Consider the following 14,942-nt stretch of genomic DNA (forward strand, 5'->3'; position numbering starts at 1 on the left):
AGCTATAATGTCGGTTAGACAATGCTCTTATGAAGCGTTTAACCATCAGATATACATTCACGAGCATATTGTTTCACCAGTAATTCGATTATTTTTTCCTAAGTAATTTGCTTTCGATCTGCTTGAGATTTAAAGAAGCTTACACTTTCTTCTGTTAATTCTAATGTTACTTGAGTAGTTTTGGTTTTACCTTTAGGAACTAACTGGTCTGGAGGCGGTAAAAAATCTTTAACGACTTGTCCCAGTTCCATTGGTTCATCAGTATAAGTTATTTTGCTGTTCATATAGTTTACGTCCTTTTCGTCAATAACCAGCTCCAAAAATTCTAACTTTTCCTTCTTGGTAAGTAAAGCGTACTGTGATAATTCCTTCATTGATTTGCCCCATACAGTAAAATCGGTTTTCTTCTTGACTGTGAGCCAGATCTTGTACAATAACTCTGTTGGGGTCAAAAAATGCGTATTGAGCTAATTCAAAGGAAACATCGTGTTTCTGTTGGTTTAAACGATTTTTATCTTCATCCCATTCAAAGCTTTCATCCATAGGCGGAGTTGATAAGCCTAATCACTATGATTTTAACATAGACTTTCAAGAACATGAGTTGAATCAAATTGATCGGCTGGTGATAGAACATCAGACAACATTACTCGATACATGGTATGACTACTTTCACATTTGAGACAGAACCGACCGTAAATCAAGTGCAATCGCTGATCGCATGGCGCGATCGCTGATCTTGTAGTTTCAGCCTTGTTTTCTTGTATAATAGAGTTGAAGTTGTATAATCTCAAACCGTCATTCGTAAATTATATCAATCAATGCAAAAATTAATTAACTTCAGACCCAAAGATAGAATGCAGTTAACAGCAGTGGTTTTGATAATCTTAGCCATTGCCTTCGCATTTTTTACGAGAATTATCACTGCTTTTGAATACGTTACCTTTGATATCGGACCAGAACCCGATCAGATAGTAATTGGCAATACTGTAATCAATATGTGGCAGGGAAAAATACCCGCTTTAGGTATGGCTGGTTCTGGAGGAAAATATCCCTTTACTATTCCTCCTCTTTACTTTTATTTAGTATTTCCTTTTACTATTTTTGGTTCCGATCCCGCTTTTCTAGTTTTAGCTAATGGCGTTTTTTCCTTTTTAGCGATTCCACTCCTAATCTATCTAGTTTATCAACTTTTGGAAAAGGTGGAATTTTCCAAGCGAATCCTCTTATCGAGTCTGGCTGGGTTTTGGTATAGCACGTTTTATACAGACTATTTTATTAGTAATTTTTCTTGGAATCCTAGTCCAATCCCGTTTTTTCTAATAATCTTTGTACTTCTTTATAAATTTCAGTTAGAGACTAAACAACCTTCATATTATCAAGCAATTTCTTGGATAGTCTATGGTGTAATTTTAGCCATCTTGGTAAGTTTACATTCTACTACAATGTTCGTTCTTCCTGTCGTATGTGTCCTTACTTCTCTATGGTTTGTCTATAAGAACAGGAAAAATTTTCTCAAGTGTCTTTTACCTTTGTTAGCGATTATTTCCTCGAATATTGCTCTACTACACTATTGGAAAGTAGAAATCGCTCGTAATTTTAGCAACACCAAAGCGATCATCAATGCAATTATAGGTTCGGACGAGACAACAACTGAAAATGCTAATCTGTTAGCTCGCTTATTTAAAGCTATTTGGGAGTTTGTTTTTCTTGGTAATCAAGTGTATTTTATCTCGAAGGATTGGCTATGGCTTAATTTATTTTTGTCCGTGTTTTTTTGTGTGATTTCTTTATACTTTACCCTCAGAAAGTTTCAGGGTAACAAAACTATATTAGCTGTTCTTGCTCTAACTTGGCTAATTTTTATGTATGCTGCTTCCAATTATCAAGAAGAATACTTTTTCTCTCACCGTAAAATATTAATTTGGTTTGCGCCAATGTTGATGGGAATTATCAGTTTAGCTTACTTAAATTTTAATAACAAATGGTCAAGATTTTTCGGTATTATTTTAATTGGATTAATTGGTTATTCTATCGCTACAAATCTCGACTTCGATCAACGCTATATATCTAGTAAATATAGTACAGAAAGACTACTATCTGCTTCTGATATTATAGACATTTTTAATCAGATTCCCCCTAGATCAAATATTTGTTATCCAGCCAAGAAAGGCAAAAGAAAAATAAACAATCAATACGACTATATTGATAATCATATAACTAAAAGAAACTTACAGGTTGTTAATAGCTGTCAAACAGGTGACTATATACTGCAATCCAAGTTTAAAATGGACTTGGAAATGAATGATCTATTTCCCATTTTTTCCCTAACTAAAACTCCATCGCTAGAGCAGAAAGCTAATCTTGTTTTAGAAACTCCCGAAGCCTATTTATATAAACTAAATTAGCTGAGGTGAAAATTGACTAAATCAATTTTCTTTAGCTATTTGACGAGTATTTTTTGATTCAATCGGTTGCTTAGATAACAACCATGAATAACGTAGTGCGCTCACCGATCTTAAGCGTTTAACCATCAGATATACATTCAGATCTTCTAGGGTGCGTTCCCTAATCTGGCTTCCACTGCTCCACCGAATTAGGGAACGCACCATGCACATTGATTAAAGATGTGAGTTTAAGTGCGATGCTGAAGGCATTGGTTGGTCTATCGGGCCAGCAATTCTCAGTTTTAGACACAGCAAGCCTTTTAGGGATTTAAAGAACATTTTAAAGGGGGATTTTTGGGGCAACTTTGGGTGTACTATCAAGTCAAAAGCCTGAAGACTCGTGAAATGAAATTCGCAATCCCATTGAATTTTACCCCGTATTATGCGAACTAACTCCCAAAAGCCTTGCTACAGGGCAAATTGAGAATTGCTGCTATCGGGGGGTTACGAGGGCAAGCCTAATCGTAATCAAATTCAGAATGGTACAGTCACACGAAGGTGGCATTGGAACAGTGGAAGAATGCAAACTAAAACCTGGGCTTGGAGCGCAAATTGGTCAAAATATCTTCATTACAGTCCCATTAAGATTCTCAGTCTGTCTTCAACCAATGCCAGCGTTTCTGAGGATACAGTTCCCCATCGCTTCTCAAGTCGTTCTACTGAGATTGATCTTACGTCCTCGCACTTGATAAAACTTGGCATTTTCACTCCTCCCTCTGGAGGTTCCACTTTTATGTGAAAAGGGATTCCTTTGTCTTTAGAAGTTACTGGCAAAACAACAACTAAGCCAGATGCACCCTGATTAAACAGGTCTGCTGAAATCACTAAACATGGACGCTTACCAGCCTGTTCATGCCCTCTTACTGGATTAAGGTCTGCTAGCCATATTTCTCCTCTGGTAATTTCTGCCACTACCCTTCTACTCCATCAGCGAGAGTTTGCTCCCATGTCTGCCTTTCAGAAATTTCCTCTTGCCATAAAGTCTCATTCTTCCTTAAGGCGGCGAAGGCTTCATTCGCTTGAACTAGAAAAACATATCTGCGATAATTTTCGATGGCTTTGTCTAATACTGTTGGGAGCGTATCCCCAGAGGAGTCAACGAGTGCTAACAGCGTTTTGTGAGCAGCCTCACTAATGCTAATTTTTAATTCAGGCATACTTTTCTCTCGTAGCTTGTGTAGGGCTATTGTAGCCAATTGTGTAAGGGCTAACAACCTAGTTGGAACTGATTATTTATTCTCCCTTTTGCCTTTTGCCTGTCCTGATATGTAGCCTATGCTCAACGGATTTAGTATTAGATAACACCTGTGAATAACGGAGTCGGAGAAGAATTTTTTTTGCCCAATGTTGAAACACTTTTAACTGATGGCGTTGGCTGGGTAAACGCAGTATATAGACAAAGCGACGCATTATATCAGCCAATCTACCAGTAATATTAATGCCAAAACTGGAAACAAGGGCTGATTGTTTACCCAGGGTTAACATATCACCTAAATGGAGATAATAATAGGGTTGGGGCGATTTTTTTCTGATCACTGCCGAGATATTTTTGGCTAATAGACTGGCTGCTTGATAGGCTGCCTGTGCTGTGGCAGGAATTACCTGTTTATTAGGATAAATTTCGGCTAGATCCCCAAGGGCAAAAACTTCGGGATAGTCGATTAATTGTAAACTGGAACGGGTTAATAATTTGCCTTGTGCTGTTTTCTGACAATCTAAATTATTGATCCAATCCTGTGCTTGGGTTCCTGCTGTCCACAATAATAAATCAATGGGGATAAATTCATTTGTATTATCTTTAAATACGGTCATGGAATTAGCTGCAACTTCCTTTAATCCCGTGTTTAAATAGAGATTAACATTCTTGGCTAAAAGGGAACGACAGGAAGCAATACGAACCGATTTAGGGAAGTTTTGCAGTATTTCCTCATTCCTTTCCACTAGGTGAACTTTGCCTTTTTTTCCTAAACGATCAGCCACCTTACAGGCTAATTCTACCCCATTGGGACCACCGCCAATAATTGCTAAATTAATTGAGGATTTTCCTTGAGTTTCTAAGTCATGAATTGCCGTTTGTAATCTTTCTACATCCTCTAAACTCCGAAAAGTTAGCCCATAATCAGCTAACCCCAGTATAGCCGGCCAACGATTCCGCACTCCCACCGCTAAAACGAGGTAATCGTAATCTAAAATTTCCTCATTTTCTAAATATACTTGATGATTGTTTAAATCAATATTACTGGCTTTTTGAGTTTTTAAATTAATCTGAGTTCCTGTTAATAATTGACGGTAGGAGGGGGCAATTTCCCAGCGTTGCAATTCTCCTGTAATTAGTTCATAGAGAAGAGGAGTAAAGAGAAAATGGTCTTTTGGTTCGACTAAAGTTATTTGCCATTGACCTGATTTTACTGCTGTTAATCGACTCAAATCGAGTGCCGTGTATAACCCTCCAAAACCACCACCGAGAATGCAAATCTTAGTTATAGGTTTATTCATGGATTTTTATTCTCAGTTGTGTTTAAGAGAGGTTTTAGTTCCGAAACTAATTGTTCTGAACGAATAATTCTCGCTGGGGGCAAAAGATGATAGTGAGTGTCAGCAAAAATAGTAGAATCGGTCTTAATATTCAAGTCTTTTGGGTCGTAAATTGTTGGCACAACCCGACTTAATTCTTCAGCAGATTTGCGAATATTAGCCAAGGTTTTACCATCATTTTTGGCATAAACCCAGGGTAAAGAAACCACTAAAGTCGCCCCTTTTGCTTCTAAATCTTTCTTGAGTTTTTCAATTAATTTAATCGAGTGAGCAGAGACAGGAGCATCAAAGGTCATTTGCCACCATTTCCATTTCCCTGTTTTTTCCTTAACTATAGTCGGATCACCTGTATTAGTAATCGGATCGGAAAGATAACCCGTCATTCTGCCTTTAGTGAATAAATCAACCGTGGATTTAGTGACTGCACGCATCCCCGGAATACCTAATAACCAAGTATCCTCGATCATGGTTTTTAAAGGTATTCCACCTAACCCCGGTTTGCCAATAGCGACGCTAAAAGGTGCGGATCCCCAAAGTCCTTCGCCGCGATTAAAACCGTCCTCATCCATGAGCATGAGATATTCAGGAATCAGCAGAATTACATCCCCTTTGCGTGCTTTTTCGAGAATCATAGCGGCAATGACATTTAACCCGATATCACCCTGTAAACCGAAGTTAACCACCGGTATTCCCAATTCTTTGGCCATTAATTCCGAATTTATGCTATAATGCGCCCCCGATCCTGCCGTGACGATTAAACGCCGCGGTCCTTCGACCTTGGCTGCGATCGCTGATTTTTCTTTGTACATCATCCGCAGCCAGCTTAATTCGCCGCCGTAGATGACATTATAAACAAAGCCGAGGGACCAAGCGACTCCCAGAGAAGCTAACCAGGGGAAAATGTTAAAAGATTTAGTATTCATCAGAATTCAAAGTAAATAAAATCACTGGTATTAGTGGAAGCTAGGAGAATAGTTAAACCTAGCAATATTTTAGACAGCCAAGGCGATAGTAATAGTTCATATTCAAACTTTTTCTGGGCAACAGCCAGATGTTCGAGGATTAAGACAATGATACCAAGAACTAAAGCGACGCTTAAAACTGCTCCTTGATTGAGACTATAGGAACTAAAAATTTCCCCGATATTAGCTAAGGAATAATTGAAAGGATTGGCAATAATCAGCATTTTGCCAATTAATCTTCTGGTGTTAATCTCCATGAAAAAGAGACAACCAAAAATGACCGCCAATTGCGTTAAAGCCCAGGAGACAATTTGCGGCTGAGAAACGTATTTTCCGACGAAAGCATAGAAAGGTCGCCCTAGATAACGCAGTAATAATAATAATGTCCCGTGGTAAGCGCCCCAAAAGATGAAATTCCAAGCTGCACCATGCCAAAAACCTGAAAGAGTAAAGGTAATGAATAGATAAAAAGGCGCCCAATTTTTATTGGAACCCATCAGGGGTAAAAATACATAATCCCGAAACCAAGTGCTAAGGGTAATATGCCAACGTCGCCAAAATTCGTTAATACTTTGGGATGTGTAGGGAGCTAAAAAGTTTAATTCTAATCTAACCCCGACAAAATAGGCTAAACCGACAGCAATAAAGCTATAACCGCCGAAGTCAAAATAGATTCTCAGGGTGAATAAAAAGGCCTCAAACCAGATATACCAAGCATTATCGATCATCTTATCTAATTGGATGTAGGGAGCCAGGTTATCGGCGAGGACAAATTTCATAAATAAACCGAGGGAAAGCCAACCCAAACCCTCCTCGAAGTTTTCTCCTGTAAATTTGAGGCGAAATCCCTCCATTTGTGGTAATAAATCCCGGCGACGCTCGATCGGACCTGCGACAATTTGGGGGAAAAAGGAGATAAAATTGACATAATCGAGGACGGCTAGGGGTTTCTTTTTCTTTTCGCGTAGGGAGTCCACCACGAAAGCCACCATCTGGAAGCTATAGAAGGACACCCCCGGCGGTATTTGGCTAGGCACGGGAATTGGGGAAAGTTCCTTCCAATTGGGAGGGAGAGAAACGAATAATCCGATGATTTCTTGGACAAAAAAGCCGAAATACTTGAAGTAGGCGAGGACAAGAATATCGATGACGATAACGATAGTGGCTAGGAGATTCGCTTTCCAGCCGCTCATTTTCAGCACTAGCCAGACCATAATGTAGTTAAAGGCTAGGGAGACGATGAAAACGAGGAAACTGGTGCGACTGGCGTAATAAAACAGGATCAGGGACAGTGCCGCTAATCCAACTCCATCAAAAACACCTCGCCAGAGATTGAAGGACTTCGCTATATAACGCGCCGTTAAGAAAGGAACGCTAAAAAGGATTAATATCCACCAAAATATAAAATCAGAGTAATTCAAGCCTTGTTAACTCCTGATGGTCTGTGTTACCTTGTTTGAGATGGGTTTCCTGACTTCTGATGCACAGAGACGAGAGATTTTCTTGACAAGCCTATCAAACTTTGTCAGACTTGTCCATAAAATTAACTCCAGCAATCCTAAAAAATTGAGGCTAGACAAGCAATGCTTTATCAAAAACTGTTAGATGCACATAAACGCTATCGGCAATTTAAGACTTATCCTCATATTGCTGATCAATATTGGTCTAGTCAGTTGGCAGAGCATAATATTAGTCCTAATTATGTGGAATATGATGCTAAATCTGGTCAACTTTTTTATAAACCTTTAGGTATCAGTTTAAGCAAAAATAAGCAAGATTTCCTCTTGGTTAGTAAAGTTTGTAACAAAGCTGGAGCTTTAAAAGCTCTGGCTGATTGTAAATTTTATATTGATGAGCAACAGGAATTAATTATCGAGATCGATGGAGTTAAGTTAATTATCGAGACGGGACAGGATTTATATATCGCCCATGAAATTTTACTTTTAGGTGTATATAATTTCCTCTATAACAAGCCCTGTGTAGTGATCGATATTGGTATGAATACGGGTTTTGCCAGTCTCTTTTTTGCTAATCGAGCTAATGTGAAAGCTGTCTATAGTTACGAACCTTTTAAGGCTACCTACGACCAAGCTTTAAGAAATTTTGCCCTCAATCCTAATCTAGCGGAGAAGATTAAAGCTTTTGATTATGGAGTCGGCGCTCGGGATGAAATTATTCAAGTAGAATACGATTACACCGTGAAAGCTAGTGTTGGTATTTCTGGTATTGACAACCAATTAAAACCTTTTGCCTCGAAACAAACCGCTACAGCCGATTTAATTCTGAAACCTTTCACCGATGTGTTTAAAGGTATTACCTCTGACTATCCCGATATTGATATTGTTGCCAAGATTGATTGTGAAGGCTCCGAATACGAAATCCTCGATTCTTTAGCGGCAACTGGTCAATTGGGACAGATTAAAATTGTCATGATGGAATGGCATAAAAAGGGTCCCGATGCTTTAGTCAAACATCTGCAAGACTTCGGTTTTATCATCTTCTCCCGAATGCCTCGCAGTAAAAATGTCGGCACTTTGTATGCAATTAAACCCTAAAGTACAGAAGTGAGGTGATAGGGAGATGGGGAAATTTCAACTAATACCCCAAAACCCCAACACCTTCTAACTGATAACTGATAACTGATAACTGCCTTACTGTGCTTGACAATAGGTATTAAAAGCTTCGCCAGTTTCTTTTTCTAATTGGCCGGCTTTTCTGACCTTTTCCTGTGCTAATTTTGCCCCGTTTTTATTGCGAGTTTCGATCACTTGAATTATTTCACGAGTGGCAGTGGCATAATCTTCGTAAACTTGAGCGAAAGTGGTCTTATATTTCTCTATTTCAGGATCCTTCACTGCTAATTTTTTCATATTTTCCGAGGCCTGTTCGATTTTATCGGCGGCTAATAGCCAACTTTTTTGGTCAATTTCTGTCCCTTGACCCTTGGTTAAAGATTTGGTTTCTTGGGCGACTTCGTTGGCAATCCGATAGATTTTTTGACATTGAAACTGTTTACTATCAGCACAACTTGCCAAAAAAGTCAAGCCCATAAATATTAAGATTATTTTGTTATTCATAGCATTGTATTTGAGATGATTCTAGAGAAGCTTATAGCGGTAAACTATCAGCCTCTAGTAGTTTTTTACTGTTATTGACTGATAGAATTGTTCAATCTGATAATACTAAAGTTTAGCACTCGATCGCCGTTAAGCGTGTCTTTTTTGATGCCAATTCCAAGCGTGTTCAACTATTACCTTAAGATCGGCATATTGGGGATGCCAACCGAGAACCTGTTTAGCTTTATCACTACTGCCGATTAAAATGGGGGCATCACCTGCTCTTCTGGGACTTTCGATGAAGGGAATATCTAAACCAGTTACCGCTTGCGCTGTTTCAATCACTTCCCGCACAGAAAAACCGTTACCATTGCCCAAATTAAACACATTACTTTCGCCCCCATTTAAGAGATATTCTAAGCCTAAAACGTGAGCTTGAGCTAAATCATTAACATGGATATAATCACGCACAGCAGTACCATCGGGAGTATCATAATCCGTGCCAAAAATTGACAGGGAATCCCGTTTTTTCAGAGCAGTTAATAAAGCCAAGGGAATTAAATGGGTTTCCGGTTGGTGATCTTCCCCTAATAAACCACTGGGGTCGGCTCCTGACGCATTAAAATAACGGAAAGCCACCGATTTTAAACCGTAGGCCGGATCAAAATCCCTAAGAATTTGTTCCACCATTTCCTTACTGGCTGCGTAGGGACTGAGGGGATGATGGGGGTGACTTTCCGTCATCGGAATTTCCTTCGGCATTCCATAAATAGCACAGGTGGAAGAAAAAACAAATTTCTTCACATCGGCGGCGATCATCGCTTGCAAAAGAGTCAGACTACCACTAACATTATTTTGATAGTAAATGGCTGGTTCCTGCACCGATTCCCCCACGGCAATAAAAGCGGCAAAGTGCATGACAGCGGCAATATCACGACTAGCAAATAAATTATCCAGCAGCGATCGATCCCTGGTATCACCGACAATTAACTCAACTTTTAATATATCCTTAATGATTTCGGCGTGACCGTAGGATAAATTATCGAGTACGATGACGGAATAACCGGCATTTTTGAGCGCTAGAACCGCATGGGAACCAATATAACCCGCACCGCCAGTAACGAGAATGGTAGGTTTAACTTGAGACACGCGATCATACCTATTTGAAATTGACTTGTCTATAACTTTATACCCTAATTTTGCTTTTATTTGACCATCATGTTAAGTCCCCTCGATCTATCTCTTTCCCTTGACAAGGAAACTTATCAATCACAAATTAAAGATTTAATGGAACAACTGCGATCGCTACAGCAGTCCTGTTGGGAATGTAAATTACCCGTGGTGGTGGTTTTGGAAGGTTGGGCGGCGGCAGGCAAGGGAACTTTAGTCAAAAAAATGGTTAACTATATGGATCCTCGGGGTTTTACCGTCCATCCAATTTTAACCCCTTCCTCCCAAGAGGAAAGTTACCCGTTTTTGTGGCGATTTTGGCAAAAACTGCCAGCAAAGGGCAGTATCGGCATTTTTTATCACAGTTGGTACACCCATCTACTAGAGGATCGACTCTTAAATAAATTGCCCTCCTCCCAGATTCCCCTAGTTATGCGCGATATCAACACCTTTGAGCGACAATTATTTGATGATCGGGTGGCGATCGCTAAATTCTGGATTCACCTCAGTCAAAAGGAATTAAAGTCACGCATCAAAGAATACGCCGAAAATGAGCTAGAATCTTGGCGCGTGCGTCCGGAAGATTGGCAACAGGCTAAACGTTATGATGAGTATGCCAGTTTAGCCGAGGAAATGATTACCTACACTAGCACGGGGGCCGCCCCTTGGACATTGGTGGAGGGCAACTGTCAACGCTGGGCCCGGGTAAAAGTTCTCTCCCAATTAGTCGGCACGATCGCTCAAGCTTTGGATCAGCGGCAATTACCGATCGAACCTCCTGTCAATCTACCACCTCAAGCCCAATTACTGCCCACAGAACCCGATTATCTGGGGAGAGTGGACTTAAGTGCCAAATTGGAAAAAGAAGACTATAAAATCCGTTTGCGTCAGGCACAGGTGGAACTAAGAAAACTGCAATTAGAGATTTTTCAGGCAAATATTCCCGTTTTAGTCCTGTTTGAGGGGTGGGATGCCGCCGGTAAGGGAGGTGCGATCAAACGCTTAACCGATACCCTAGATCCTCGCAGTTATCAAGTGATTGCCTTTGCTGCCCCGACGGAGGAAGAACACCGCTATCATTATCTCTGGCGCTTCTGGCGCAAATTACCCGCAGCCAAAACTATCGGTATATTTGATCGCAGTTGGTATGGACGGGTTTTGGTGGAGAGAGTGGAAGGATTCGCTAAAGATATGGACTGGCGGCGGGCATATCAAGAAATTAACGAATTTGAGGCCCAATTAACCCATTCAGGCTGTGTTTTAGTCAAATTCTGGTTACATATTAGCCCCGAAGAACAGTTAAATCGCTTCAATGAGCGCCAAAATAACCCCTATCGTCAACATAAACTCACCGATGAAGATTGGCGCAATCGGGAAAAACAGCCCCTCTACCATGTGGCAGTTAATCACATGGTAGCCCGCACTAGCACCCCCGTCGCCCCCTGGACAATTGTAGCGGCAAATGATAAGTATTTCGCTCGCGTTAAAGTCATAGAAACAGTAATTGCTGCTATTGAAACCGGTTTGAAACAACGCGATTAAACGAGGTTATGCTCATGAAAATGCGACATCTGATGTTGATTCCTTCTGTTCTTCTGTTCAGTCAACTAAGTATCTGCTCGTTAGCTCAGGCCAAAATAATTTATCGGTGTGAACAGTACACGAATCTTAACGGAAAAACTGCTTATCGTGTTACTCCTTCAATATCTGGAAGTTTTGGATTTTTTAACCCCTCGAATCCATTTCGTGAATGTTTTGCTCCAGTTACGTCCAAACAATGTAGATATAAAAGCAACTCGGGCAGTCAATGGTCTAGGTGCGGTGTTCCCGAAAAAGGACAAGTTTTTGCTCTCGGTGTCGGTGAAATAGTAGAAGATAACGGCAAAAAATATCACGCCTTTCAGAATGGCGTACAATTTACCTTTGAGTAGGCACTAAACTAAACTGGTAACTTTAGGCAGATAATCACGGCAAAAAAATGCGTGCAAACGTTGACGCTCAGAAGTTAGAACGCCTAATGCAAATCTTAGGTAAAGAAGCTCAGGGTTCAGGCACTATCTACTTTACAGGTGGAGCGAGTGCCTTACTGGTGGGATGGCGTAATTCCACAGTCGATGTGGATATCCGTCTAGATCCGGAACCACTGGGCATTTTTCAAGCGATCGCCAAGCTAAAAAAAGAATTGAACATCAACATTGAACTGGCATCTCCGCAGGATTTTCTGCCCCCTATTCCGGGATGGCGCGATCGAAGCGTATTCATTGGCAAACGAGGTCAAATCTCTTTCTATCACTATGATTTTACAGCCCAAGCTATTTCTAAACTATCGAGAGGGTTTGACCGTGACTTGAAAGATATTGAGGCTATGTACGAACACAAATTATTCTCTTTGAATGAGCTAGGGGAATGCTTTGAAGCGATTGCACCGGAACTAATCCGATTCCCCTCCCTTAACCCTGATGTGCTGAGAAGCAGAGTCGAGAACTTTATTGAACGTTTTCAATGTCCACCAGAGGAGAAACAATCATGAATCTCAATGAGTTGCCGGGGGCCGAGATCATCTTACCCGGACTGAGGGATCTTCACAATGGTGAGTCTAATACCATTGGGGCGTTGCTAGTTGCGATCGCAGCGACGCGCCTAACGGAAGTCGGTTTCGATATCCCTAAAAATCACCTAGCTGCAGAGCCAGAGCTAACCTTGTATGCCTATCTCCAAGAGGAACGGGATGATGCTTATTCTTACTATAATGCTTTGCTGAATCGCCTCAATAGCTTTTGCAATGCACTCGAACTCGGTTATAAAATATGATGACAATTTCCCCCAGTTTAATTTCTCCCGATCTCAGTTTGGCCGATATTCCCCTAGGGGAAACCCTCTCTTTAGGAGTGATGGCTTCTGGTAGTGGTTCCAATTTTGCTGTTTTGGCGGCAGCGATCGCCAAAAAACAGCTAAATGCCCGGATTCCTGTCCTCATCTACAATAATCCCGATGCCAAGGTAAAAGAAAAAGCCGCTGACTACAATATCCCTGCGGTTTTCCTCGATCATCGTCAATTTAAACCCAGAGAAGAACTCGATCGGGCAATAGTAGAAACTTTCCAGGAATACGGGGTAAAATGGGTAATTATGGCCGGCTGGATGCGAATTGTCACCCCGGTGTTACTGGATGCTTTTCCCGATCGCGTGATCAATATCCATCCTAGTTTACTACCCAGTTTTAAAGGTGTGCGCGCCGTGGAACAAGCTTTAGCCGCGGGGGTAAAAGTGACCGGATGTACTGTGCATATCGCTCGCGCGGAGGTAGATAGTGGCCCAATTTTAATGCAAGCAGTGGTTCCCATTCTCCCCGATGATACCGCAGCCAGTCTCCACGAACGCATTCAAGTGCAAGAACATCGCATTTTCCCAGTAGCGATCGCTTTAGCATCGAAATTGAGCCTATAGAGATCGATTTCTGGACTTCCTTGGCGAGAATACTGGCAAAAAAACGAAAATTCAAGGCAAATCGTTAAATAGGGTTTGCGGCAAAAAGTTTGTTGGTGGGGTTAGGAGTCAGTAGCCAGCAGTCAGGCTTCGGCAAAAACACTACACGCGGCGGAAAAAGAAAGTGACAGGGTACAGCAAAAAAGAGTGGAATACTGGTCTCAAGTGCGAGAAATTGAGGCATCAAAACTAATTTTCATCGATGAATCGGGGGTAAATTTAGCCCAATTAAGACTCTATGCTAGAGCCTTAATTGGCCGAAGAGCTTGGGGAAGAAAACCACAAAAAAGAGGGAAAAATATTTCAATAATTGGTGCTATAAGCTTAGAAAAAGTTGTGGCATCAGTCAATATATACGGTGCAGTGGATGCGGTAACATTTGAAGGATTTATTCTGAAGGAAGTGCTGCCAAAAATTAAAGAAGGAGACTGTCTGATCATGAATAACGCCAAGATTCATCTCGGAGAAATGGTCAGAGAAATAATCGAACAAGAAAAAGCTAGACTTATCTATTTACCTCCTTATTCTCCCGAATTCTCTGCTATTGAAAACTTTTGGTCAAAAGTGAAAGCGATGTTAATAAAACTGAAGGCGAGAACTTACAAAGACTTAATAGAAGGGATTGAATTGGCTATGTTAGAAGTTACTCAAAAAGATATTCGCAATTGGTTTACTCACTGTTGCTACTGTACCTCATAAGTTAGAGAATTGCTATATACTCACTGCTGTTGTTGTCTGACATAGGCATCTACAAGATTACGAATCAGGGATTGATAGGAAGCATTATGACGTTGAGCTTCCCGTTTAAAATACTCAATACTCTCCTTAGAAAATTCCATCGTTACCCTGACAGTATTTTGATTCGGTATTAGCTGCTCTGGTGGTGGTAAAAAGTCTTCGACAATTGTCACCTTACCAATCGGTTTTGCGGGATCAGGGGTTATGTTCTTCATAGAATTTTCTCCATTTACGCCATTCAGCTGCGCCAAATATACGAATCACTCCATCGCGGTAAGTAAAACGCACCGTTAAAACCCGGTCTTTTACCTTACCAATACAAAACCAACGTTCCTCTGAGTCACTATGTTGGACATCATGGACAATCAAACGATGTGGATCGAAAAACGCATATTGAGCAGTCTCAAAGTCCACACCATGTTTAGCCTTATTGTCAGCTTCTCTTCGACTAGGGACTTCCAGAGAATAAAATACCCAACAAAAAAATAGAAAAGTGTTTTTTTGAAAAAGTAATTATTTTTGTCTAGGAAAACAAAGAGTCTCCCATTACAA

18 protein-coding genes and 1 pseudogene are annotated in these 14,942 nt (G+C 40.7%); 8 read left to right on the forward strand and 11 right to left on the reverse strand.

The window, feature by feature from the left end:
• Window positions 1-98: 98 nt before the first annotated feature.
• A complete protein-coding gene (locus tag H6G40_RS18385) occupies window positions 99-284 on the reverse strand; it encodes a hypothetical protein (RefSeq protein WP_002739472.1) in 186 nt (61 codons plus the stop codon).
• Between the two features lie 19 nt (window positions 285-303).
• Window positions 304-543, reverse strand: coding sequence for a BrnT family toxin (locus H6G40_RS18390; protein WP_002739547.1), 240 nt, complete (start codon window positions 541-543; stop codon window positions 304-306).
• 275 nt (window positions 544-818) lie between these two features.
• Between H6G40_RS18390 and H6G40_RS18395 the strand changes: the two genes are divergently transcribed.
• On the forward strand, window positions 819-2,405 hold the full coding sequence (locus H6G40_RS18395; RefSeq protein ID WP_190538129.1) for a hypothetical protein: 1,587 nt from the start codon (window positions 819-821) through the stop codon (window positions 2,403-2,405).
• Between the two features lie 609 nt (window positions 2,406-3,014).
• On the opposite strand, the gene H6G40_RS18400 is transcribed toward H6G40_RS18395, so the two are convergent.
• From H6G40_RS18400 to H6G40_RS18420, 5 genes are all read right to left on the reverse strand, one after another.
• Window positions 3,015-3,356 carry a type II toxin-antitoxin system PemK/MazF family toxin gene (locus H6G40_RS18400; protein ID WP_012268344.1) on the reverse strand — a complete coding sequence of 114 codons (342 nt, stop codon included), beginning with the start codon at window positions 3,354-3,356 and terminating at the stop codon, window positions 3,015-3,017.
• Window positions 3,356-3,601 (reverse strand): hypothetical protein, encoded by a 246-nt coding sequence (locus tag H6G40_RS18405; protein WP_002739747.1) that lies wholly within the window; start codon window positions 3,599-3,601, stop codon window positions 3,356-3,358. Before H6G40_RS18405 ends, H6G40_RS18400 begins: the two co-directional genes overlap by 1 nt.
• Before the next feature lie 76 nt (window positions 3,602-3,677).
• Window positions 3,678-4,940: an NAD(P)/FAD-dependent oxidoreductase gene (locus H6G40_RS18410; protein ID WP_002754150.1), complete on the reverse strand. Its 1,263-nt coding sequence runs from the start codon at window positions 4,938-4,940 to the stop codon at window positions 3,678-3,680.
• Window positions 4,937-5,902, reverse strand: coding sequence for a hypothetical protein (locus H6G40_RS18415; RefSeq protein WP_002739842.1), 966 nt, complete (start codon window positions 5,900-5,902; stop codon window positions 4,937-4,939). The genes H6G40_RS18410 and H6G40_RS18415 overlap by 4 nt, the downstream gene beginning before the upstream one ends.
• Window positions 5,902-7,362: an MBOAT family O-acyltransferase gene (locus H6G40_RS18420; protein ID WP_002739905.1), complete on the reverse strand. Its 1,461-nt coding sequence runs from the start codon at window positions 7,360-7,362 to the stop codon at window positions 5,902-5,904. The genes H6G40_RS18415 and H6G40_RS18420 overlap by 1 nt, the downstream gene beginning before the upstream one ends.
• A 162-nt stretch (window positions 7,363-7,524) precedes the next feature.
• On the opposite strand from H6G40_RS18420, the gene H6G40_RS18425 reads away from it, so the two are divergent.
• Complete coding sequence (locus H6G40_RS18425; protein WP_069474012.1) at window positions 7,525-8,496, forward strand: FkbM family methyltransferase; 972 nt, start codon at window positions 7,525-7,527, stop codon at window positions 8,494-8,496.
• A gap of 96 nt (window positions 8,497-8,592) precedes the next feature.
• On the opposite strand, the gene H6G40_RS18430 is transcribed toward H6G40_RS18425, so the two are convergent.
• Complete coding sequence (locus H6G40_RS18430; RefSeq protein WP_042791069.1) at window positions 8,593-9,018, reverse strand: hypothetical protein; 426 nt, start codon at window positions 9,016-9,018, stop codon at window positions 8,593-8,595.
• A 129-nt stretch (window positions 9,019-9,147) separates the two neighbouring features.
• Window positions 9,148-10,146 (reverse strand): UDP-glucose 4-epimerase GalE, encoded by a 999-nt coding sequence (gene galE, locus H6G40_RS18435; RefSeq protein WP_002740222.1) that lies wholly within the window; start codon window positions 10,144-10,146, stop codon window positions 9,148-9,150.
• A 69-nt stretch (window positions 10,147-10,215) separates the two neighbouring features.
• Here galE and pap point away from each other — a divergent pair, with 69 nt between their 5' ends.
• The 6 genes and pseudogenes from pap to H6G40_RS18465 form a co-directional block, all read left to right on the forward strand.
• The gene (gene pap / locus H6G40_RS18440) at window positions 10,216-11,709 is read left to right on the forward strand and encodes a polyphosphate:AMP phosphotransferase (protein WP_002754161.1); all 1,494 of its coding nucleotides are present in this window, start codon (window positions 10,216-10,218) and stop codon (window positions 11,707-11,709) included.
• Between the two features lie 14 nt (window positions 11,710-11,723).
• Entirely contained in the window at window positions 11,724-12,098 is a 375-nt protein-coding gene (locus tag H6G40_RS18445) for a hypothetical protein (RefSeq protein WP_176721626.1), read from the forward strand.
• Between the two features lie 47 nt (window positions 12,099-12,145).
• Window positions 12,146-12,697: a DUF6036 family nucleotidyltransferase gene (locus H6G40_RS18450; RefSeq protein WP_069474013.1), complete on the forward strand. Its 552-nt coding sequence runs from the start codon at window positions 12,146-12,148 to the stop codon at window positions 12,695-12,697.
• Window positions 12,694-12,978 carry a hypothetical protein gene (locus tag H6G40_RS18455; protein WP_002740123.1) on the forward strand — a complete coding sequence of 95 codons (285 nt, stop codon included), beginning with the start codon at window positions 12,694-12,696 and terminating at the stop codon, window positions 12,976-12,978. The genes H6G40_RS18450 and H6G40_RS18455 overlap by 4 nt, the downstream gene beginning before the upstream one ends.
• Window positions 12,975-13,613: a phosphoribosylglycinamide formyltransferase gene (gene purN, locus H6G40_RS18460; RefSeq protein ID WP_123229914.1), complete on the forward strand. Its 639-nt coding sequence runs from the start codon at window positions 12,975-12,977 to the stop codon at window positions 13,611-13,613. The genes H6G40_RS18455 and purN overlap by 4 nt, the downstream gene beginning before the upstream one ends.
• A gap of 135 nt (window positions 13,614-13,748) precedes the next feature.
• Window positions 13,749-14,351: pseudogene (locus H6G40_RS18465) on the forward strand (IS630 family transposase); the annotation flags it as partial.
• A 20-nt stretch (window positions 14,352-14,371) separates the two neighbouring features.
• Here the strand turns inward: H6G40_RS18465 and H6G40_RS18470 are convergent.
• Both H6G40_RS18470 and H6G40_RS18475 read right to left on the reverse strand, forming a co-directional pair.
• On the reverse strand, window positions 14,372-14,605 hold the full coding sequence (locus H6G40_RS18470) for a hypothetical protein (RefSeq protein ID WP_069474015.1): 234 nt from the start codon (window positions 14,603-14,605) through the stop codon (window positions 14,372-14,374).
• Window positions 14,586-14,852, reverse strand: a complete 267-nt coding sequence (locus H6G40_RS18475; RefSeq protein ID WP_081330805.1) for a BrnT family toxin — start codon at window positions 14,850-14,852, stop codon at window positions 14,586-14,588. Before H6G40_RS18475 ends, H6G40_RS18470 begins: the two co-directional genes overlap by 20 nt.
• Window positions 14,853-14,942 lie beyond the last annotated feature (90 nt).

The sequence above is a fragment of the Microcystis viridis FACHB-1342 genome (assembly GCF_014698335.1).
Lineage (GTDB): Bacteria > Cyanobacteriota > Cyanobacteriia > Cyanobacteriales > Microcystaceae > Microcystis > Microcystis ichthyoblabe_A.

Bases quoted from the DNA above. Each gene is read 5' to 3' on its own strand.
- H6G40_RS18415 (WP_002739842.1), bottom strand. From the start codon at position 5,902: ATGAATACTAAATCTTTTAACATTTTCCCCTGGTTAGCTTCTCTGGGA.
- H6G40_RS18445 (WP_176721626.1), top strand. From the start codon at position 11,724: ATGAAAATGCGACATCTGATGTTGATTCCTTCTGTTCTTCTGTTCAGT.
- purN (WP_123229914.1), top strand. From the start codon at position 12,975: ATGATGACAATTTCCCCCAGTTTAATTTCTCCCGATCTCAGTTTGGCC.
- H6G40_RS18395 (WP_190538129.1), top strand. From the start codon at position 819: ATGCAAAAATTAATTAACTTCAGACCCAAAGATAGAATGCAGTTAACA.
- H6G40_RS18390 (WP_002739547.1), bottom strand. From the start codon at position 543: ATGGATGAAAGCTTTGAATGGGATGAAGATAAAAATCGTTTAAACCAA.
- H6G40_RS18385 (WP_002739472.1), bottom strand. From the start codon at position 284: ATGAACAGCAAAATAACTTATACTGATGAACCAATGGAACTGGGACAA.
- H6G40_RS18450 (WP_069474013.1), top strand. From the start codon at position 12,146: ATGCGTGCAAACGTTGACGCTCAGAAGTTAGAACGCCTAATGCAAATC.
- H6G40_RS18430 (WP_042791069.1), bottom strand. From the start codon at position 9,018: ATGAATAACAAAATAATCTTAATATTTATGGGCTTGACTTTTTTGGCA.
- pap (WP_002754161.1), top strand. From the start codon at position 10,216: ATGTTAAGTCCCCTCGATCTATCTCTTTCCCTTGACAAGGAAACTTAT.
- H6G40_RS18455 (WP_002740123.1), top strand. From the start codon at position 12,694: ATGAATCTCAATGAGTTGCCGGGGGCCGAGATCATCTTACCCGGACTG.
- H6G40_RS18470 (WP_069474015.1), bottom strand. From the start codon at position 14,605: ATGAAGAACATAACCCCTGATCCCGCAAAACCGATTGGTAAGGTGACA.
- H6G40_RS18425 (WP_069474012.1), top strand. From the start codon at position 7,525: ATGCTTTATCAAAAACTGTTAGATGCACATAAACGCTATCGGCAATTT.
- H6G40_RS18405 (WP_002739747.1), bottom strand. From the start codon at position 3,601: ATGCCTGAATTAAAAATTAGCATTAGTGAGGCTGCTCACAAAACGCTG.
- H6G40_RS18410 (WP_002754150.1), bottom strand. From the start codon at position 4,940: ATGAATAAACCTATAACTAAGATTTGCATTCTCGGTGGTGGTTTTGGA.